General features: G+C 33.3%; 14 protein-coding genes. 8 read left to right on the top strand and 6 right to left on the bottom strand.

Going from position 1 to position 21,810, the window contains the following annotated elements:
* The first annotated feature begins 1 nt into the window (after position 1).
* A complete protein-coding gene (locus C4F50_RS13090) occupies positions 2 to 373 on the top strand; it encodes a response regulator (RefSeq protein WP_228012014.1) in 372 nt (123 codons plus the stop codon).
* Here C4F50_RS13090 and C4F50_RS13085 read toward each other — a convergent pair.
* Positions 370 to 1,509, bottom strand: coding sequence for a C40 family peptidase (locus C4F50_RS13085; RefSeq protein WP_194139091.1), 1,140 nt, complete (start codon positions 1,507 to 1,509; stop codon positions 370 to 372). The two genes, C4F50_RS13090 and C4F50_RS13085, sit on opposite strands and share 4 nt — an antisense overlap.
* 238 nt (positions 1,510 to 1,747) lie before the next feature.
* Here C4F50_RS13085 and C4F50_RS13080 point away from each other — a divergent pair, with 238 nt between their 5' ends.
* Both C4F50_RS13080 and C4F50_RS13075 read left to right on the top strand, forming a co-directional pair.
* Entirely contained in the window at positions 1,748 to 3,130 is a 1,383-nt protein-coding gene (locus tag C4F50_RS13080) for a Kelch repeat-containing protein (protein ID WP_194139090.1), read from the top strand.
* Positions 3,131 to 3,167: 37 nt separating this feature from the next.
* On the top strand, positions 3,168 to 4,562 hold the full coding sequence (locus tag C4F50_RS13075; RefSeq protein ID WP_194139089.1) for a Kelch repeat-containing protein: 1,395 nt from the start codon (positions 3,168 to 3,170) through the stop codon (positions 4,560 to 4,562).
* A 79-nt stretch (positions 4,563 to 4,641) separates the two neighbouring features.
* On the opposite strand, the gene C4F50_RS13070 is transcribed toward C4F50_RS13075, so the two are convergent.
* Positions 4,642 to 6,906: an aconitate hydratase gene (locus C4F50_RS13070; protein WP_194139088.1), complete on the bottom strand. Its 2,265-nt coding sequence runs from the start codon at positions 6,904 to 6,906 to the stop codon at positions 4,642 to 4,644.
* 122 nt (positions 6,907 to 7,028) lie between these two features.
* A complete protein-coding gene (locus C4F50_RS13065) occupies positions 7,029 to 9,800 on the bottom strand; it encodes a bifunctional aconitate hydratase 2/2-methylisocitrate dehydratase (RefSeq protein WP_194139087.1) in 2,772 nt (923 codons plus the stop codon).
* A 436-nt stretch (positions 9,801 to 10,236) separates the two neighbouring features.
* Between C4F50_RS13065 and C4F50_RS13060 the strand changes: the two genes are divergently transcribed.
* Both C4F50_RS13060 and xrtN read left to right on the top strand, forming a co-directional pair.
* Positions 10,237 to 12,732: an XrtN system VIT domain-containing protein gene (locus C4F50_RS13060; protein ID WP_194139086.1), complete on the top strand. Its 2,496-nt coding sequence runs from the start codon at positions 10,237 to 10,239 to the stop codon at positions 12,730 to 12,732.
* Positions 12,732 to 13,985 (top strand): exosortase N, encoded by a 1,254-nt coding sequence (gene xrtN, locus C4F50_RS13055; RefSeq protein WP_194139085.1) that lies wholly within the window; start codon positions 12,732 to 12,734, stop codon positions 13,983 to 13,985. The genes C4F50_RS13060 and xrtN overlap by 1 nt, the downstream gene beginning before the upstream one ends.
* A gap of 22 nt (positions 13,986 to 14,007) precedes the next feature.
* Here xrtN and C4F50_RS13050 read toward each other — a convergent pair whose 3' ends face one another.
* Both C4F50_RS13050 and C4F50_RS13045 read right to left on the bottom strand, forming a co-directional pair.
* Positions 14,008 to 14,961, bottom strand: coding sequence for an AAA family ATPase (locus tag C4F50_RS13050; protein ID WP_194139084.1), 954 nt, complete (start codon positions 14,959 to 14,961; stop codon positions 14,008 to 14,010).
* Positions 14,962 to 15,038: 77 nt separating this feature from the next.
* Entirely contained in the window at positions 15,039 to 16,469 is a 1,431-nt protein-coding gene (locus C4F50_RS13045) for a peptidylprolyl isomerase (RefSeq protein ID WP_194139083.1), read from the bottom strand.
* 476 nt (positions 16,470 to 16,945) lie between these two features.
* On the opposite strand from C4F50_RS13045, the gene C4F50_RS13040 reads away from it, so the two are divergent.
* The 3 genes from C4F50_RS13040 to C4F50_RS13030 all read left to right on the top strand — a co-directional run bounded on the left by C4F50_RS13040 (position 16,946) and on the right by C4F50_RS13030 (position 21,156).
* Positions 16,946 to 18,388 carry an alpha-amylase gene (locus C4F50_RS13040; RefSeq protein WP_194139082.1) on the top strand — a complete coding sequence of 481 codons (1,443 nt, stop codon included), beginning with the start codon at positions 16,946 to 16,948 and terminating at the stop codon, positions 18,386 to 18,388.
* Between the two features lie 168 nt (positions 18,389 to 18,556).
* Positions 18,557 to 20,149, top strand: coding sequence for a peptide chain release factor 3 (locus tag C4F50_RS13035; RefSeq protein WP_194139081.1), 1,593 nt, complete (start codon positions 18,557 to 18,559; stop codon positions 20,147 to 20,149).
* Between the two features lie 194 nt (positions 20,150 to 20,343).
* Positions 20,344 to 21,156, top strand: a complete 813-nt coding sequence (locus C4F50_RS13030; protein WP_194139080.1) for a hypothetical protein — start codon at positions 20,344 to 20,346, stop codon at positions 21,154 to 21,156.
* Positions 21,157 to 21,494: 338 nt separating this feature from the next.
* Here the strand turns inward: C4F50_RS13030 and C4F50_RS13025 are convergent, their stop codons facing one another.
* The gene (locus C4F50_RS13025) at positions 21,495 to 21,806 is read right to left on the bottom strand and encodes a DUF3467 domain-containing protein (RefSeq protein ID WP_012024017.1); all 312 of its coding nucleotides are present in this window, start codon (positions 21,804 to 21,806) and stop codon (positions 21,495 to 21,497) included.
* Positions 21,807 to 21,810 lie beyond the last annotated feature (4 nt).

Raw genomic sequence — 21,810 nt, 5'->3', positions numbered from 1 at the left:
TATGGGATTTATACTAATCGATGACAATTTGATTGATCAATTTGTCATTAAAAAAATACTCAAAAAAGTATTAGATATCAATCTGCTTTATATTGCCAACAACGGAAAAGAAGGTTTAGACTGGCTTTTGAAAAATGCAAGACAAAAACCGTTGGTGATTTTTTTGGACATTCAAATGCCAATTATGAACGGATTTGAATTTTTAGATCAATTTCAAAATCTTGAAGAAGAAGTAAAAGATAAAATTCAAATTTTTGTTCTTTCCTCAACATTAGATTTAGATGAAATAAAAAAAGTCAAAGAAAACAAATACGTGTCGGGGTTTTGGAACAAACCGCTTCAAATAGAACTCCTTAAAAACAAGTTTAGTTAATTCAAAATACGATTAACCTGAGAAAATGCGCGTGTATAATACGCTTCTTTTGTTGAAGAAATCATAACCCCGCCGTGAGTTGACGAATGCACAAATTTTATTTCTCCGTCTGATACTTCTACGACCATGCCGACATGATTGATATGGCGCCTTCCGTTTGTTTTAAAGAAAATCAAATCTCCTTTTTGAGCCTCTTCAGAAGCTACTCTTGTACCCACTCGGGATTGCTCTATGGAGCTTCTAGGCAGTTTAATATCAAAATTATTAAAGGTACAAATCATTAATCCAGAACAGTCAAAACCTGCTTTTGTAGTACCTCCAGATCGATATCTGGTTCCTATATTTTCAGTTGCACTTGCAATCAGACGCTCTATCAGTTCCGAATTATTACTTGGATTCTGAACATAAGTCGAATCTTTTTTAATTTCTGCAGCACTATTTTCAGCAACTTGATCTAATGAACCACCAGCATTTACCGCATTAGCTTGCTGAACTTGCTGCAACGCTTGAATCGCATCGGCTTTTTCTTTTGTAACTTTTATTTTAAGCAGATATCCAGCAGGGACTTTTCCTTTTATTGAGGGATTTTGACGCTCCAATTCTGCTACAGTAATTCCGTATTCTTTAGAAATACCATATTTGGTTTCTTTAGGTTTAACTTCCCTAAAAAGCTCCACGTCTGTAGAAGCAATTTCAGTCTCGGCAGGTTTTTCGATTATAGGATTTTCTTTTGACGGAATAACAATCTGCTGACCGATTTTGAGTCCTTCTGTTTCTAAAAGCGGGTTTGCTTTTTTTAATTCATCGACTGAAATATTGTATTTTTTTGAAATTCCCCAAAGCGTTTCTTTAGCCGCTACTTCATGAGAACCTGATGGAGTATTTGACACAACTGCTTCAACTGGTTTAGACTTTGAGTTGTTTTTATTTTTATTCGGAATAAGAAGAACAGAGTTTAATTTTAGGATTTTAGGAGCATTTGGATTAGCGTCTGCAATATCTTTTGCCTTAACCCCATATTTTTTTGCAATAACAGTAAGATTATCTCCTTGTGAAATTTTGTGCTTTATAAAATTTTCTTGAGCGAAAGCTCCAAAGCTTAAAAAAAACAATACTGCTATTAACTTATAAACCATACTTTTCTTGAATTACATCTTTATTTTTATTTCAAGAGCTCAAAAAGCTAAATTTTAAACTCAAAAAAATCAATTTTATTATGTGTATCGCGAATTTAACTTTTTAAAGTAAAAAAAACACATTTTTTAACAACTTATTTTTACCAGATAAGAAATTACGGCATAAATTTTGTGCCAATATTTTTAAAATTAAACTTTATGTGAGATTTTTTTCAACCACTAAAACCAAAAGCAAACTATGAGAAAACTATTTTACGCTATCCTCTTATTACCATTTATTACAAATGCACAAACAATAAATGGAATTGTCAAGTCTGAAACCAGCAATCTGCCGATAGAAGATGCTAATATATATGCTCTGAGCAGTCAAATTGGAACATTAAGCAACGAGAAAGGCGAATTTTCACTTAACAACAGAGTTAACACAAATGATTCTCTTCAGGTTTCTCATATTGGTTATATCACGCTAAAAATTTCGATTAGAGATTTAAAAAATTCCAATTATATTATTTCACTGAAAGAAGATATTGAAACCTTAAATAATGTAGAAATTACAAATCATAAGGCAAAATTAAAATCCAAACTTAACTTTACTCCACTTGAATCTTTAAAAAATGTTCTTTATTCTTTTGGTTCTACAGTCATAAATGACAAAATTTATATTGTAGGCGGTGATATCAGCGAAGAAGAGAATGTACTAAACATTTTAAAAGAAAGAAGCATAAGCTATGACAACGATCCTAACTTCGAAAAAAAATATCGACAATTACTTCAAATGCAAGTAGCCAAAAAATTTTACAGAGAAGACTTGCTTATTTATGATCCTAAAACAGATGTATGGGAGAAATCAAATACAAAATTCAAGAGAAGAGCTTATCATAATGTAAATTATTACAACAACGAACTTTATGTTTTAGGAGGAAAAAGAATGTCTATAAACCAAAGATTTGAATATTTAGAAAACGAAATTGAAGTTTTTGATCTGAATAAAAATACAATTACTATTGACAAAACCAATCCTCATCCAGCAGCAGACTTTGCTTCTTTTGTCTACAAAGACAACATCATTGTTATGGGAGGCTCAATAAGATCAACCGAAAAAGGACTGAAAACTTTCACCGATAAAGTACATATGTACAATATCACTTCTGGATTATGGTATGAGCTAGAAAAAATGCCAATTGCCAAAGAAGTAAAAGGAGTTTTAATTGGCGATAAAATCTTTACCATTGGAAATCATGACAACAAAAATCCATCTGAGATTCAGAGTTTTGATTTAACAAATGAAACTTGGAAAAATGAAGCCACCTTGATCTCTCACCTAGAAAATCCCGCAATTACTTGCCACGATAATGACATTTACCTTTTTGAAGATGGGAAGCTGTCAATTTACAATACAAAATCAAAACAAATTAAAGAATACTTTGTTGATCTTCAATTAAGAAGTTCTACTATGCATTTTATAAATAACAAATTGTATATTATCGGAGGTTATTCATTTGGCTCGTTCATGAAGATTCCTTCATCAAAAGTGTACAGCATTTCTATTGACGAATTTGACACTACAGCACCAAACCGTATTAGAATTTTATCACAAAATAATGTAGTACAGGCAAACTAATATTAAAAAATTCAATCGAAAACCAAACTTATTCACTTTGAAAAAACTATTTTACATCATCATTTTACTGCCATTTATTATAAATGCGCAAGCAGTAAGCGGAATTGTTAAATCTCAAGTGACTAATTTACCGATAGAAGATGCCAATATCTATGCATTGCGTACTAAAATTGGGACTTTAACCAATGATAAAGGAGAATTTTCACTGAATAATAAAATAAAAACAAACGACACTCTTCAGATTTCTCATATTGGATATATTACATCAAAAATCGCTATTACAGATTTACATAAATCAAATAACAGTATTTCACTTGAAGAAGATATCGAAACACTAAATAATGTAAATGTTACTAAAAGCTGGTCGAAATTAAAATCTAAACTTGATTTTACAAAACTTTCTTCTTTAGAATACGGCATTTATTCTTTCGGTTCTGTAACAGCAAATGGCAAGATCTATGTAGCTGGAGGTGATACCAGCGAACAATGGAATGTTTTAACTACTATAAGATCAAAAAATACAGGCGGTGATCCCGCTAGATTTAGCGATCCTGACTACGTAAATAGATACCTGCTAGAATTAGGAAGTGATAGAGATAAAATTTTTTACATGGGAAATCTATTTATTTATGACCCAAAAACCGATTTATGGGAGAAATCAAATCAAAAATTTAAAAAAAGAGCTTATCATAGTGTAAATCTTCACAATAATACACTTTATATTTTTGGAGGAAAAAGGACTCCGATCTCTAAAAAACGCGAATATTTAGACAACGAGATTGAAGTTTTTGATCTTAAGACAAACAAACTTGTAATTGACAAAACCAACCCCCATAAAGCTGTAAACTTTGCTTCTTTTACTTATAAGGATAATATCATTGTTATGGGAGGCTCAATAAGATCAACTGAAAGTGGTTTAAAAACTTTTACAGATAAGGTCCATTTATACAATTTAACTTCTGGTTTATGGTATGAACTAGCAAAGATGCCAGTAGCCCAAGAAGTAAATGGAGTTTTGATTGGAGATAAAATATTTACAATTGGCAATACTGACAACAGGGGTTTTTCTGAAATTCAGAGCTTTGATTTAACAAATGAAAGCTGGAAAAATGAAGCAACTTTGCTTTGTCGACTCGAAAATCCTGCAATTACATACAATGACGATACCATTTACATGTTTGAAAACGGAAGACTGTTCGTTTACAATATAAAATCAAAACTAATTAAAGAATACCTTATCAAGCTTGAACTAAAATCTGCTGTAATGCATTTTTTAAATGACAAATTATACATCATTGGAGGATATGATTTTACCAATTACATAACATCTCCTTCATCAAAAACATATAGCATTTCTCTGGATGAATTTGATACCACAAGACCTAATCTAATTAGAGTTTTATCACAAAATAATTTAGCCAAGGCAAACTAATTTTAAAAATAATCAAATCATCAAAATAAAAATGCCCTGTTCGTACAGGGCATTTTTGCAATATATAGAAATCTAATTATTAAGCTTTTCCAGCTGCAATTAAGTTTAATGCAGAACCTGCAACAAACCAGCCAATTTGCCCTTCGTTATAGGTATGGTTAGCCAAGATGACATCTTTGGTTCCATCTGCGTGAACAAATTCTAATGTTAATGGTTTTCCTGGAGCAAACTCTGTTAAATCTAAGAAATTGATCGTGTCATTTTCTTGGATTTTATCATAATCTGCTTCATTCGCAAATGTCAATCCTAAAAGACCTTGTTTTTTAAGGTTGGTTTCATGAATACGAGCAAATGATTTTACCAATACCGCTTTCACCCCTAAGAAACGAGGTTCCATAGCAGCGTGCTCACGAGACGATCCTTCACCGTAATTGTGATCTCCCACAACAATTGACGGAACTCCAGCCGCTTTGTACGAACGAGCTACAGCAGGAACTGCATCGTATTCTCCTGTCAATTGATTTTTAACTGAGTTTGTTTTTTGGTTAAATGCGTTTACCGCACCAATCAGCATATTATTTGAAATGTTATCCAAATGTCCGCGGAAACGCAGCCAAGGCCCAGCCATAGAAATATGATCTGTTGTACATTTTCCGAATGCTTTAATCAACAACTTAGCACCCGTAATATTTTTTCCGTCCCAAGCATTAAACGGAGCTAATAATTGTAAACGCTCTGATGCTGGATTTACTACTACCTCAACACCCGAACCGTCAGCAGCCGGCGCTTGAAAACCTGGATCTTCTGCATAGAAACCTTTAGAAGGAAGTTCGTCTCCTGTTGGGATTTCTAGCATTACTTCTTCACCATCTTCGTTTATTAATTTATCTGTCAATGGATTAAAACCTAAATCTCCCGCAATTGCCAGCGCAGTAACCAATTCTGGTGAACCAACAAAAGCTAAGGTATTTGGATTACCATCTGCACGTTTGGAGAAGTTACGGTTGAAAGAATGAACAATGGTATTTCTTTCTTCTTTCTCTGCTCCTTCTCTATCCCACATACCAATACATGGTCCGCAGGCATTAGCAAAAACAGTTGCTCCAATTTTATGAAAAGTATCAATAAATCCGTCTCTTTCAATAGTAGAACGCACTACTTCAGAACCTGGAGTAATGGTAAACTGTGCTTTAGTTTTTAAATTTTTATCTGCAACTTGTCTGGCTAATGAAGCCGCGCGAGAGATATCTTCGTATGAAGAGTTGGTACAAGAACCAATTAAACCAACCTGAATTTGTAATGGCCAGTTATTTTTAATGGCCTCTTCTTTCATTTTAGAAATCGGCGTTGCTAAATCCGGCGTAAAAGGACCATTTAAATGCGGCTCTAATGTTGAAAGATTGATCTCGATAACTTGATCAAAATATTCGTGCGGGTCTGCATATACTTCCGGATCTCCTGTTAAGTAAGAAGCTACTTTATCCGCAGCATCGGCAACATCGGCTCTGTTTGTAGAACGCAGGTAACGACTCATAGAATCATCGTAACCAAAAGTAGAAGTTGTTGCGCCAATTTCAGCCCCCATATTACAAATGGTTCCTTTACCTGTACAAGACATTGCAGTAGCACCTTCACCAAAATATTCAACGATAGCACCAGTACCGCCTTTTACAGTCAGAATACCGGCAACTTTAAGAATTACATCTTTTGGAGCTGTCCATCCTGATAATTTACCCGTCAATTTTACTCCGATTAATTTAGGAAATTTCAGCTCCCAAGCCATACCAGACATTACGTCTACAGCATCTGCTCCTCCGACACCAATGGCAACCATTCCTAAACCGCCTGCATTTACAGTATGCGAATCGGTACCAATCATCATTCCGCCTGGAAAAGCATAATTTTCTAAAACTACTTGGTGAATAATTCCCGCTCCAGGTTTCCAAAAACCAATTCCGTATTTATTAGAAACAGAAGACAAGAAATCAAAAACCTCATTACTTTGTGTTTTTGCTCTGGCTAAATCTGTTGCTGCATCAATTTTTGCCTGAATTAAGTGATCACAATGCACCGTTGTCGGAACTGCAACTTTTGCTTTTCCAGCGTGCATAAATTGCAGCAGCGCCATTTGTGCTGTTGCATCCTGACAAGCTACACGGTCGGGTGCAAAATCTACATAATCTACACCTCTACCAAATGCCTTGGTCGGATTTCCATCCCAAAGGTGATTGTACAAAATTTTCTCAGTCAAAGTAAGTGGACGACCAACTATTTCACGTGCTTTGTCAACACGCCCTGGCATGTTTTCGTACACTTTTTTAATCATTTCAATATCAAAAGCCATAAGTCTTATAATTGTTTTTGTTATTTTTTTGAACACGACAAGTTACAAAAAATACAAGAGTAATTAAACAAAAAGCCCGAGTTTATTACTCGGGCTTCTCAATTATTTTAACATTTATGTAATTACATAACCAACTGTTTGTTAGAAGGCGCAAACTTTGTTAAGTTAATACCGTCTACAGCTGCTGTATATTCTTCCATAGTTGGAGTTCTTCCTAAGATTGTAGATAAAACTACTACCGGCGTTGAAGAAAGTAACGACTCTCCTTTTTTACCTTCTGTATCTTCTACAACTCTACCTTGGAAAAGACGCGTAGAAGTTGCCATTACAGTATCTCCTTTAGCTGCTTTTTCTTGGTTACCCATACAAAGATTACATCCTGGACGCTCTAGATATAACATGTTTTCGTATTCTGTACGCGCTGCACCTTTTGGAGCATTATCGTCAAATTCGAAACCAGAATATTTCTGTAAAACTTCCCAGTCACCTTCTGCTTTTAGTTCATCTACAATGTTGTAAGTAGGCGGCGCCACTACAAGAGGTGCATTAAACTCTACTTTACCTTTTTGGGCTTCAACATTTTTAAGCATTTGAGCAAGGATTTTCATATCGCCTTTATGAACCATACAAGAACCGATAAATCCTAGATCAACTTTTTTCACACCACCATAAAAAGATAATGGTCTGATAGTATCGTGAGTATAACGTTTAGAAACATCCACATTATTAACATCTGGGTCAGCGATCATTGGCTCAAAAATCTGATCCAAATCAACTACAACCTCAGCATAATATTTAGCATTTGCATCTGGAGTTAACGCTGGTTTTTCTGCCGATTTAATTTCAGCAATACGTTTATCTGCTTTATTAATTAAGCCCTGAAGCACTTGTCTATCATTATCCATTCCTTTTTCGATCATGATCTGGATTCTGCCTTTTGCAATTTCCAATGATTCGATCAAAGTATCATCTTCAGAAATACAGATAGAAGCTTTTGCTTTCATTTCTGCAGTCCAATCTGTAAATGTAAAGGCTTGGTCAGCAGTAAGAGTCCCGATATGAACCTCAATAATTCTACCTTGGAATACATTCTCTCCACCAAACTGATGTAACATTTGAGCTTGAGTAGCGTGAACTACATCACGGAAATCCATATACCCTTTCATATCTCCTTTGAAAGTCACTTTTACAGACTCCGGAATTGGCATTGAAGCCTCACCAGTAGCCAATGCAAGCGCAACTGTTCCTGAGTCAGCACCAAAAGCAACACCTTTTGACATTCTTGTATGAGAGTCACCACCAATAATGATTGCCCATTCGTCGATCGTGATATCGTTAAGTACCTTATGAATTACGTCTGTCATTGAGTGATAAACTCCTTTAGGATCACGAGCCGTGATTAAACCAAAGTTGTTCATGAATTTCATCAATTTAGGAATATTAGCCTGCGCTTTTTTATCCCATACAGAAGCGGTATGACAACCTGATTGGTATGCACCGTCAACGATTGGCGAAATTACTGTAGCTGCCATAGATTCTAATTCCTGAGCAGTCATCAATCCTGTTGTATCCTGAGAACCAACAATATTAACTTCTACACGAACGTCTGAACCAGCGTGTAAAACTTTTCCTGGAGTGATACCCACAGCATTTTTATTGAAGATTTTTTCTACCGCTGTAAGTCCTTGTCCTTCAATAGAAATTTCTTTTGATGGAGCAAACACAGCTGGAGCTTCAATATCTAAAACTTTTGCTGCAAACGTCTGTAGTTTTTTACCAAATACAATAGCATAAGATCCACCAGCCTTAATGAATTCCATTTTCTGCGGCGTGAATGATTTCGACATGTCAATCAATTCCTGATCACCATTGTATAGTTTTTTTGTTTTTGTATTGATTGTAAGAACAGTACCTGTAGCAACAGAATAAGTCTGCTCAAGGATTGGTTCGTCATTTTCGTTACGTAAAACATTTCCTTCTGAGTCTAATTTTTTAACCCAGTTTTTAAGATCAACACCAATACCTCCTGTAACGTCAACCGTTGTAAGGAAGATTGGAGAAATACCGTTTGTTCCTCCAACAATTGGAGCAATATTTACAAACGGAACATATTTACTAGCTTGTTTACCAGTCCAAAGAGCTACGTTGTTTACACCTGACATTCTAGATGAACCAACACCCATTGTACCTTTTTCAGCAATTAACATCACACTTGCGTCAGGATGTTTTGCTTTTAAAGCTTCTATTTCGTTTTGTGCTTCTGGCGTAATCATACATTTACCGTGAAGTTCACGGTCTGAACGTGAGTGAGCCTGATTTCCAGGAGAAAGTAAGTCTGTAGAGATATCTCCTTCTCCAGCGATAAAAGTAACCACTTTAATTTCTTCTGCTACTTCTGGAAGTTTTGTAAAGAATTCTGCTTGAGCATAGCTTTCTAATATATCTTTAGCAATTACACTTCCGTTTTTATAGGCTTCTTTTAAACGATCTGTATCTGCATCGTAAAGAAAAACCTGTGTTTTAAGCACTTTTGCTGCTTCTTGAGCAACAGCAGCATCGTTACCTAATGCTAAATCTAGTAAAACCTCGATAGAAGGTCCACCTTTCATGTGTGATAATAACTCAAAAGCAAAAGCTGGAGTAATTTCTTCTACTAAAGATTCACCAAGAATAATCTCTTTTAAAAACTGAGCTTTTTCTCCAGCAGCGCTAGTAGTACCAGGCAAAGTATTATAAATGAAAAACTTAAGAGAATCATTGCGATATTCGTTATTCAAATCTTTAATTTGAGCAATAATTTCGCTTAATAATGCCGCATCATCGATTGGCTTTGGGTGAAGACCCTGATTTTTTCTTTCTTCAATTTCTTGAATGTAGTCCTTATAAATATTCATATTTTCTTGTAAAAGGTATTTTTTATTTTTTTGTATGCAAATTTAATGATTAATGCCGAGAACTAAAAAAAATATAATAGAACTCGCCTTTTCAAAAAATATTATTGTTAAAAAACGATTTTCAATGTAAGTTTTTGCGAATACCTCAATTTTGCTTTTAAAAAATGAATTATTGATATTTTAATATCTTTTCTTTAACAAAGTCGAAATTTAATGTTACGAACCAAGTAAGATTTTACCTCTGTTTTCATAAAGAATTGTTCTAAATTAAAATTTACAACGTTATAGTTTGCTGTTTTGGGACTAAATCAAGCTTTTTCGGATCCGTAATTCTTGGGTGAATTTAGAATTAAAAAAAGGTGAAAATATTTTTTGCTGTTTCATTAAAAAATTTAACTTTGCAATGCAAAGTACTTTAAAAATAAAATAACTTTATATGGAAACAAATCAATTAAATCGCTTTTGGAATGATAAAGCTGGAGTAAAGTTCAGTCTGCTGATCAGTCTATTCAGTATTACTCTTTTAATCTCCTCTCTGATAGCCAGTAAACTCGACTCTGAAACTTTTGAAAAAAGTTCTCTTATTAATATTTTGGTTCAAGTTCCATACGGACTCTTTGTTACTTTTAAAGTTTTAAGAAATCTTCAAAAATACCAGCACTTAATTCCTTTTTTATTTCTTAACTGGTTTATTGGCTGTTTCTCTCTAAATTTTCAGATGAATATTTTTGAAAACCTCCCAATTTGGGTTTATCTTTTAACTTTTATATTCTGTATAACTAATTTCAGTATTTACAATAAAGTCGAAAGCAGGCTTTTGAACAAAGCCTCTTACTTTCTTAATGGCTGTTCTATTTTATTGATTTTATATTATGCTGTTTTTCTTATTCCTATTAGCATCTTTTCGTTGTTTGGCATTATCGTTTTAGGCTTGGGTTTTTATGGTTTAGTTCCTGCAATTGTTTTTATAATTCACTCTTTAGTACTCATAAAACAATTTTCTTTAGACAAAAAAGACTTCCTGCCTTTTTGCTCCGGATTACTTGTAATAGCTTCAGGATTTCTAATTTTTACAATGTTTCTAAGCACTGAAAGCAAAAAAATAAACAACAGCGGCATTACCAAAATATTTGACAACAACGACGATCTTCCTTCTTACATTCGTATTTCGCAAAATTTGAAACCTAATTTTTTTAATGAAATTCTCCTAAAAAAAGACATCGTATATATGGCAACCGATAATTTTTTTAGCCTCAAGGGGTTTGACGGCTTTCGCAGAAATATTCAATATAATGAAAGAAAAACGCACGACCCTTTTTTAAACTTGGCTTTTTATTTTATCGAAGAAAATAACTTAAGTACAGACGATCAAATAAACATCTTACGTTCAAACTTTGACAAAAGACTTGAAGCGGAAGAATATCTATGGAGCGGAAAAGATTTAATTACAAAAAACATAAAAGAAGATGTCAAAATCTATCCAAACGATCGATTGGCTTATACAGAATTAACGATTGATGTAGCTTGTGAAAAGGACAGCTGGGGAGAAAAAGAGGCTATTTATTCTTTTCAGCTTCCAGAAGGTTCTGTCGCTACCTCACTGTCTTTATGGGTAAATGGTATCGAAAGAAAAGGCGTTTTGACTACTAAAGAAAAAGCAAAAGCTGCGTACAATAAAATTGTTGGTGAAGAGGCTCGAGATCCCTCTTTGATGCAATGGAAAGAAGGAAACAGAGTAACAGTAAGAATTTTTCCTATTACTGAAGACTTGCCTCGAACTTTTAAATGTGGTTTTACAACTCCTTTAAAAGCAAAAAACAATATTTTAACTTATGAGAGCCTTAGCATAAAAGGCCCCAATATTAATAATGCCTCTACAGTTTCAAGAATTCAAACCAATGATAAAACCGCTTTTAAAGCGACAAAAGATTTCGAGCTTTCTGATACTTACTACATCAATACAACAACTGGATTAGAAAAATGGCAGGCAGAAGTTGCCGTAAAACCAAAAAATGCAAGCAGCTCTTTTATATGGAAAAATAAAAACTACGAAACAAAACCCTTAGTTCGAGAAAAAGTTGTTTTTACGCCAAGCGAAATTATTATGGATCTTAACAACGAATGGGAAATCAGCGAAATAGAACAGATCTTACACCTAAAAAACAAGACTTATTTTGTTTTCAATAATGGAATTAAACAGGAAATTAATCTCTCCAATTATCGAGAATTATTTTATGATTTGAAAAAATTAAACTATTCTCTTCTGCCTCTTTTTGATCTGAAGAATAACAGTTTAGTCATTACAAAATGCGGCAATTTTTCTCCAAACTTTGAAGAACTTGAGACTTCAAAATATTTGCAAAAGATTAAAACTAGTGTGAAAGATAAAAATATTAAAGTCATTAATATTTCCGAAAACGTAAATCCGTTTTGGCAGACCATAAAAGAACAGCGATATGTAAGTTATTTTCAAACGGACATCAATAACAGCAAAGCTCTTATCGCTAACAATTATTTCATAAAATTTAAAACTGAGCACAACAGTATCAACTTAGAAACAGCTGGAATTTCTATTCACGAAAATCCCGAAACGAACCAAACATCCTTAAAAGGTTCTAACCATTTGTACAGAATGTTTTGTTTCGGAAAAGTTCTCAACGATCAGATCAGAATTCAGAACGACAGTCTTGCGCAAAACCAATATGTTGAACTGGCAAAAGATGCCAATATCGTCACTCCTATTTCATCTTTGCTTGTTCTGGAAACAGATCGTGACTATGAAGATAATGGAATCGAAAAGAATATCGATACTTTAGGAAATGCATCCATTAACAATGATGGGGCAGTTCCAGAACCATACGAATGGGCCATGATTATTATCGGATTGACCATAATTTTAATGTATTACAGAAAACAAAAAGCCATTAGTTAATGAAGGATTTTATTTTGAAAAACAAATCAATTCTTTTAGGGTTGTCAGCAATTTTATTACTTTTTATAATAAATTATAAAATTCTGATTATTAGTGCAAACCACGATTTCTTTGGAATTGTGGTTTCACTAGGCCTTTTTATAATCGGCGGCAGAAAAACCAATTTTAAGATCAATTATCTCGTATTTACTTTACTTCTACTATTTGAATTTGTAAGTTATAGATTGCTTACAAAATCGGTTCACTTTTTGGCTTTACTTTTATTTCTATGCTTAGTTTTTCATTATTTCACCCAAAAATTTTCGTTCATTGCTTTTATCTGCCTGCTGCTTTTCTCTACGTTATTCAATACTTTTTTCATTCACCTTACCACAGAGATCAAACAAAACCTTTGCTATGTAGTCTACTTAACATTAAAAAACTTCATTGTTGTAGATAAAATTGAGGGTGTAAATTTCTATATCAATCAATCTAAAATAACAATTGACACTGCCTGTATGGGATTATCAATGTTTAAAACAGGTCTATTATCCTCTGCCATTTTGATGACTCTTGAAGAAAAAAAGCAAAAAAGAAATTACACAATCGGTTCCATCATTCTTTTTTGCTCATTAACAGTACTTCTCAACTTAATAGCGAATTACTTCAGAATAATTACATTGATTTTTTTCGATTGTACTCAGGAAAACACACTGCATCACAGCATCGGATTAATTTGTTTTGTCATCTATCAAATACTGCCAATGCTTTTGCTTATTCGCTTTATAAAACCCAAAATCGAAGGTCAAAATGAAATCGTAAAACCTTCAAAAAATATTTTGGTTTTGATTGCATTCGTTGTGGTCTTAGCCGTTAGTATAAAAATGAAAAATGAAGACGTAAACGAGCCAGTTATTAAAATCCCTGAAAAATATGAGCACACTAATGGCTCTTGGGTAAATAATGAGGTTTACAAAATTAACACAGATCAAAAATTAATTTACATAAAAACCCCTTCGCATAACCCGCTGGTATGCTGGACAGGAAATGGCTACAACATTATTGAAACTAAAAAAATATTAAATGATAAAGACGAAATCTGGTTTAATAAAATGGAGAAAAACAAACAACTTTATTACTCCAGCTGGTGGTACGAGTGCAACGGCAAAAAATACACTTCATTTATTGAAGTCATGTTTTTGAAATTGTTTTATAACTCGCCAATTGTTTTAATAAACGAAACTTACAAACCTAATCTAAACAAAAAGACCTGATAAGTTATCAGGTCTTTTGTTTTTATAATAATTTCTGAATTATAATTTCTTCTGTTATTCCTTCTGCATCTGCTTTATAGTTTTTAATGATACGGTGGCGCAGAATTCCAATTGCTACCGCTTTTACATCTTCTATATCCGGCGAGAATTTCCCATTAAAAGCAGCGTGGGCTTTTGCTGCCAAAATTAAGTTTTGCGAAGCTCTTGGACCCGCTCCCCAATCCAAATAGTTTTTAACAAAATCATTTGTCAATGCATTATCAGGACGTGTTTTGCTTACTAAGCTTACGGCATATTCAATAACATTATCCGCAACAGGAATCCTTCTGATCAAATGCTGGAAATCTATAATTTCCTGAGCGCTAAATAACGGATTTATTTGTGTCTTTACATCAGAAGTGGTGCGTTTAACTACTTGTACCTCTTCTTCAAAAGTTGGATATTCTAATTTAATAGCAAACATAAAACGGTCTAACTGCGCCTCTGGTAAAGGATATGTTCCTTCTTGCTCAATTGGGTTTTGTGTAGCCAAAACAAAATAAGGCAGATCTAATTTATAATTCTGACCTGCAATAGTAACTGAACGTTCCTGCATGGCTTCTAATAAAGCAGCCTGTGTTTTTGGAGGTGTTCTATTGATCTCATCGGCTAGAATAATATTCGAAAAAATAGGTCCTTTAATAAATTTAAACTGTCTATTTTCGTCTAATATTTCGCTTCCTAAAATATCCGATGGCATTAAATCCGGAGTAAACTGAATTCTTTTAAAATCTAAACCTAATGCTTGAGACAACGTGTTTATCATTAAGGTTTTTGCTAATCCTGGCACACCTACTAAAAGTGCATGCCCGCCAGAAAAAATACAAAGTAAAATTTGATCTATAACGGCGTCCTGCCCTACAATTATCTTTGCTATCTCGTTTTTTAATTCGTTTCTTTTTTGAACTAAATTGTGAATTGCTGTTACGTCAGACATTTATGAAGTATTTAAAATTAAAAAGAGTTAATTCTATGAAATCATAAAACTAACTCTTTTTATTTGTTTAATAAAAATTATTTTTTCAACCAGTTATTTGCAAATTCGCAACTTCTGTATTCTCCAATAATTTTAATGTAAGTATCTTTAATTTTAGTATCAAACCATTTTGCAATCGCACTGATTTGTTTTTCTTTTAATGCTAATTCTTTAATTTTAGTATAATCTTTAGCATAATCTGCTGTATGCTCGTCGATTCTGTTGGTTACAGTAATCAGCTTATATGTTTTTTTACCTTTGTCGTCTGTATTCAACAGCGGTTGAGAAACTTCATCTCCTTTTAAATTAGAAACCGAACTGTACAAAGTAGGATCCATTTTTGTCAATTCAAAACGAGTATCTTGCGTTGTCGGGTTTACTAAAGTACCACCATTTGCTCTTGTTTCTTTTTCATCAGATTCAGTTCTTGCTGCATCTGCAAAAGTAATTTCCTTATTGATAATTTTATTTCTAATATTTGTGATTCTTTCTTTTGCCTCTTTTAAAGCAGCTTCAGAAACGGTTGGAGAAATTAAAATATGACGCAATTCTACTTCCTGTCCTTTTATTTTATCTACCATGATAATATGAAAACCGAATGTAGTCTCAAAAGGTTCTGAAATCTCACCTTCCTGCAAACTAAAAGCAACGTCTTTAAATTCTTTAACAAACGGTGTCTTTCTCGTCATTTTATAATAACCTCCATTTTTTGATGATCCTGGATCCTGTGAGTATAAAACAGCTTTAGTAGCAAAACTAGATCCTTCTAAAACATCTTTTCTAATGGCAATTAATCTATCTTTAACTTTTTGCTTATCTTCTGCAGAGACTTTAGGTTCAACCACAATTTGTGCTACTTCCATTTCGGCGCCAAAAGTAGGAAGTTCTTCTTTTGGAATTTTTTTGAAGAAATTACGAACCTCTTCTGGCGTAATTTCAACATCTTTAACAATTTTATCTCTCATTTCTGAGGCTAACTTTTGTTCTTTTAAGATATCAGAAAAATAAGTTTTAAACTCCTCTACAGAACTTTTTTTATAATATTTTACAACTTCATCAATATTACCAACTTGCTGTACCATATAGTTTAAACGGTCTTCCATCATGGTTCTCACTTCGGCATCACTTACTATAATACTATCTTGAATGGCTTGGTGCGCGTATAATTTATCTTCCAAAAGTTTACCCAGCATTTGGCATCTTGTAATATCTTTTATAGAACCGCCCTGAGCTGCAATTTCTAAAAATCCTTTATCAATATCAGAATCCAAAACAATATAATCTCCCACTGTAGCAATAATACCATCAATTTTTAGCTTACCGCCAGTAGGGGTTTCAACAGGTTTTTGAGCTACAGCATCTGGAATAATCTCTTGTGCGGTAACAATTGAAGTGAAAAAAAATGAAAAACAAACGGCCAGCATTAAGCTGCAATCAATTGTTTTTAGCTGTAATTTTTTTAATAACATTTTTAAAATTTTATTTGAATATAAAGACCTGCTTTAGATTTTTTGCTCGAAGCTATTTTTTACACGAGAATTAAATCAAACTGTATAAATAATTAACGTCTAGTTCTTTTATAACTTATAACGAACAAAAATAACAATTCAATTACATAATACAACTATCTGCTATACTATTAACAAAAAATTATAGGCTGTTATTGTAAAATACAAATACAGGAGTGAATCTAAATTAAAATTATTTTCTAATAAAAACATTTTGAAAGACTTAAAGACATTTTTCAACCTTTAAATCCGAAAGTTTTCAACACTATAACGTTTTCGTAATATAAATTTTTTCTTATAAATTAATTGAATTCAAAAATAACATACTTTAGATGCGTAATTATCATTTTTAAGGTGTCTAAAATAAGAATATCGTATTTAAAAACATCAGATTCAGTAATTACACACTTAACTATTTAACCGTAACCCAAACTATTATGAAAAAAACCAAAGGATTATTCTTTTTCCTAACCACGGCTTCTCTTATTTTCGGAGCTTGTTCTTCTAATGAAGTAAGCGAAATTGATTCAAAAGCTGCAAGTCAGCAGTTTAAAGTTATTAACGTAACCAATCACGACGGAAAACCTTTTAGCACAGGTATTTCCAACTCTTCAACTACAGGAAAATATGTTGACAATCCTGGAGGGGGTGTGATGATGCAGGCCTTTTATTGGGACGTTCCTGCTGGCGGAACTTGGTGGAATACTGTAAGCGGAAAAGTAACCGCTTGGTCGAATGCTGGAATTGGTTCTATTTGGCTTCCACCGGCTTCTAAAGCACAAAATGGAGCTTTTTCTATGGGATATGATCCTACAGATTATTTTGATTTTGGAGACTATAATCAAAATGGAACTACAGAAACGAGATTTGGCTCTAAAACTGAATTGGTAAGTCTAATTACGAAAGCCCATACCGAAAATATGAAAGTGTACGCTGACATTGTAATTAATCACAATAGTGGCGGACAATCCGAGGCAAATCCGTTTACAGGCACCAATACTTGGACGAATTTTGGCGCTGTGGCTTCTGGAAAATTTACACGTAATTATAATGACTTCTATAAAAACAGTTACGGCAATAACGATGAAGGCTCATTTGGCGGCTTTCCTGATTTATGCCATGCAAATCCTCATGTACAGGATTGGCTTTGGGTAAGATCAGACGGAGTTGGTAAATATTACAAAAATACCATGAAGTTTGACGGCTGGAGATTTGACTATGTAAAAGGATTTGGTGCGTGGGTTGTAAATGCATGGAATGCGAATGTAGGAGGTTTTTCGGTTGGTGAATTATGGGATTCAAATGTTAATGTGCTAAATGACTGGGCCAATAATGCCAATAGTTCTGTATTTGATTTTGCTTGTTATTACAAAATGAATGATGCTTTTGACGGAAATAATTTAGCATTATTAAACGATGATATGATGTGGAAGCGCAATCCGTACAAAGCAGTGACTTTTGTTGCCAATCATGATACAGACGAAATTTCAAACAAATTATTAGCTTACTCCTATATATTAACTCACGAAGGCTACCCTACTATTTTCTACAGAGATTATGAAGAATGGCTTGATAAAAACAAATTGAATAATCTGATCTGGATTCACAATAATAAAGCAACCGGAAATACTTCAATTTTATATTCTGATAATGACGAATATGTTGCAAGAAGAAACGGGTACAACGGAAATCCTGGTTTGGTAGTGTATATTAACAACTCTGATGCTTGGCAGGAACGATGGATTCAGACCAATTGGGCAAACACACAGATTAAAGATTTTACAGGAAACTCATCTTGGTACCCAACTACTCAAGCAGACAAATGGGTAAAAATACAATGTCCTCCAAAAGGATATTCAGTTTGGTCAATTAATCAGTAATTTAAAATGACTATTCTAAAGGCTGTTCTTTTTGAGCAGCCTTTTCTTTTTAGTTGTGTCGCAGCCAAAAAACTTCTCTTGAATGATAAGCAAGGCTTTAAATTTACGAAGTGAATATTTTTATTAAGCCGTAATTAATAGTACTTTTGCAACCTATTTATACGAAATATGAGCTTTTTAAAAGAAATACAACGCAGAAGAACATTCGGAATTATATCGCATCCCGATGCTGGTAAAACAACATTAACTGAAAAATTACTGTTATTTGGAGGTGCAATTCAGGAAGCTGGTGCGGTAAAAAACAATAAAATTAAAAAAGGAGCAACATCTGATTTCATGGAAATCGAACGCCAAAGAGGTATTTCGGTTTCAACATCGGTACTTGCTTTTAATTATAAAGACAAAAAAATCAATATTCTTGATACTCCAGGACACAAGGATTTTGCTGAAGATACTTTTAGAACTTTAACTGCTGTAGACAGTGTTATTGTGGTTATTGACGTTGCAAAAGGGGTTGAGGAACAAACAGAGAAATTGGTTGCAGTTTGTAGAATGCGTAACATTCCGATGATTGTTTTCATCAATAAATTAGACCGTGAAGGTAAAGATGCTTTCGATCTAATGGATGAAGTAGAACAAAAACTAGGTTTAAAAGTTACGCCTTTAAGTTTCCCTATCGGAATGGGTTATGATTTTCAGGGAATTTACAATCTTTGGGAAGAAAACATCAACCTTTTTAGCGGAGACAGTCGTAAGAATATTGAAGAAACAATTGCTTTTTCTGATGTTCAGAATAATCCTGAACTAGATAAAATTGTTGGGCAAAAGGCGGCTGAAAAACTTCGTGAGGAATTAGAATTAATTGATGAAGTGTATCCTAAATTTGAACGTCAGGATTATCTTGACGGAAAAATCCAGCCTGTATTTTTTGGTTCAGCTTTGAATAATTTTGGGGTTCGTGAATTGTTAGATTGTTTCGTAACAATTGCTCCTTCTCCAAGACCAAAAGATTCTGAAACTCGTTTGGTTGATCCTACAGAGGAAAAAATGAGTGGTTTTGTATTTAAGATTCACGCAAACATGGATCCTAAACACAGAGACCGTTTGGCTTTTATTAAAATTGTTTCTGGAACTTTTGAAAGAAATAAACCTTACTACCATGTTCGCCAGAAGAAAAATTTGAAATTCTCTAGTCCGAATGCGTTTTTTGCAGAGAAAAAAGAGATTGTAGACATTTCTTATCCCGGTGATATTGTTGGTTTACACGATACAGGAAACTTTAAAATTGGAGACACTTTGACTGAAGGTGAAATAATGAGTTTTAAAGGAATTCCGAGTTTCTCTCCAGAACACTTTAGATACATCAACAACGCTGATCCGATGAAAGCAAAACAGCTTGATAAAGGTGTTGACCAATTAATGGATGAAGGTGTAGCACAGTTATTTACCTTAGAGATGAATAATCGTAAAGTGATCGGAACCGTTGGAGCACTTCAATATGAAGTTATTCAATATCGTCTAGAGCATGAATACGGCGCAAAATGTACCTATGAGAATTTCCCTGTTCATAAAGCTTGCTGGGTAAAACCTGATGACGCTAAGAATGAAGAGTTTAAAGAGTTTAAACGTATCAAACAAAAATTCTTAGCCCACGATAAATACGGACAATTAGTATTTTTAGCCGATTCTGATTTTACTATTCAAATGACCCAGAGTAAATATCCAAGCGTTAAGTTGTACTTTACTTCTGAGTTTGATTAAAATATTATTTTTATTGAAATACTAAGGCTGTTTAATTATTTAAACAGCCTTTTTTCATGTCTTATATCAGTTCTAATCCTGATATTTTTATCATTCCCAATAAAATTTAATAGCGTCAGTATTTAAAATAATAATCTACTTTTGTTTAGTAAAAAATATTTTATAAAAACATAACCAAATCTAAATCATAAAAAATGAAAAAAATCCTTTGTACGATTACTGCAACAATTTTCACTATTTGTGCCGTTGCCCAAGAAATTAAAGTTAAAAATGATGAAGTAAAAATTGATGAAAAAGTAGTTGCTTACTTGGAAGGAAAGAAACCTAATTTTCAAGTTTTAAGTTTAGACAAACAATATACAGTGAGCGCTGAACTTAAATTTTTAGAATCTTCAGGTAAAAGATGGATGGTTTTAAAAAGTGCAAAAACAGGAAAAACAAATGAAGTTGATTATAAAAAATTCAACCCATTGAATCAGCAAAAAAGTGCCATGGAAGCATTTATTGATAAAGGGTTTTTAAGTTCAGAAGGTTTAAATACTGACGCTATTGAAAATTTTATAAATGGTGACGCTTCTGGAGTTTCAACCAAAATTAAAGAAGAAGCCGCTGCAGGAATAGAGAAACAAAAACGAATGGAGAGTTATCAAATTACAATTGATGATTCAGGATCAATATATAGTGCAGCTTCAAAAGATCCTAACAATAAAAACATTGGCACAATAAAAATTGCCTCAACAACAAGCCTTGGTGTTCAAAAATATGAAGTATTTGATTTAGACGGAAATTTGATTGCAACTTGGTATAACATGAGTAGTAAACATCCTGGTTTTGATGGTTATTTATACGAACAATTTATAACATATGACAGCAAAGTTTTTAAGGTAAAACCTGATACAGCTGGAGTATTGCAATATAAAATGAGTACAGATAAAACTGCTGCAATGATAGTAAAAGAATTAATGTTTAATGGATATACCTTGCAGCATCAAAGAGCTGGCAAATAATTAATTCTCATCCAAAAACAAGAATAAAACGTCTCAAATCACATTTTTGAGGCGTTTTTTTTTGACCAAGAATGTTTGTTAGCTTATGTAATGCTTATATAAATAGAAAGGAGCCATCTCATTATTAGACAGCTCCTTTTTTTATTTGAATTAATGCAACCTTACTAAGTCATTATATATCTCAAAAAAAATTCATTTATAAGGAATTACTAATTTAGATAAATCGTACAAAAAATCCTAATATAATCGATAAAGAGACGTAAAATCGGATTAACTGCATTTATAGATTTCATTACATTTCAAAATAAAAAAGCCCCTTAAAAAGGGGCTTTAATACTTTATGCTTGTCCCGCAGGACCAAAATTAAGCGGAATTGGTGCTTGCTCCGTTTCTTTGATCTCACCATGGGCTGCTTCAAATCTGTGGATGTTTTCTCCAATTGCTCTCAACAATCTTTTAGCATGTTGCGGTGTCAAGACAATTCTTGACTTTACCTTGGCTTTAGGAATACCGGGCATAATGCTCACAAAATCTAAAACAAACTCAGATGATGAGTGATTTATAATCGCAAGATTAGAATAAATTCCTTCTGCAATCGTTTCGTCTAGCTCAATATTAATTTGCTCTTGTTGTTGTTTCGGATTACTCATAGTT

Origin of the sequence: Flavobacterium hungaricum, from assembly GCF_015182285.1 — a bacterium.
Taxonomy (GTDB): domain Bacteria; phylum Bacteroidota; class Bacteroidia; order Flavobacteriales; family Flavobacteriaceae; genus Flavobacterium; species Flavobacterium hungaricum.
The sequence above is the reverse complement of the archived record's forward strand: the minus strand, read 5'-3'. Positions and strand labels throughout refer to the sequence as shown.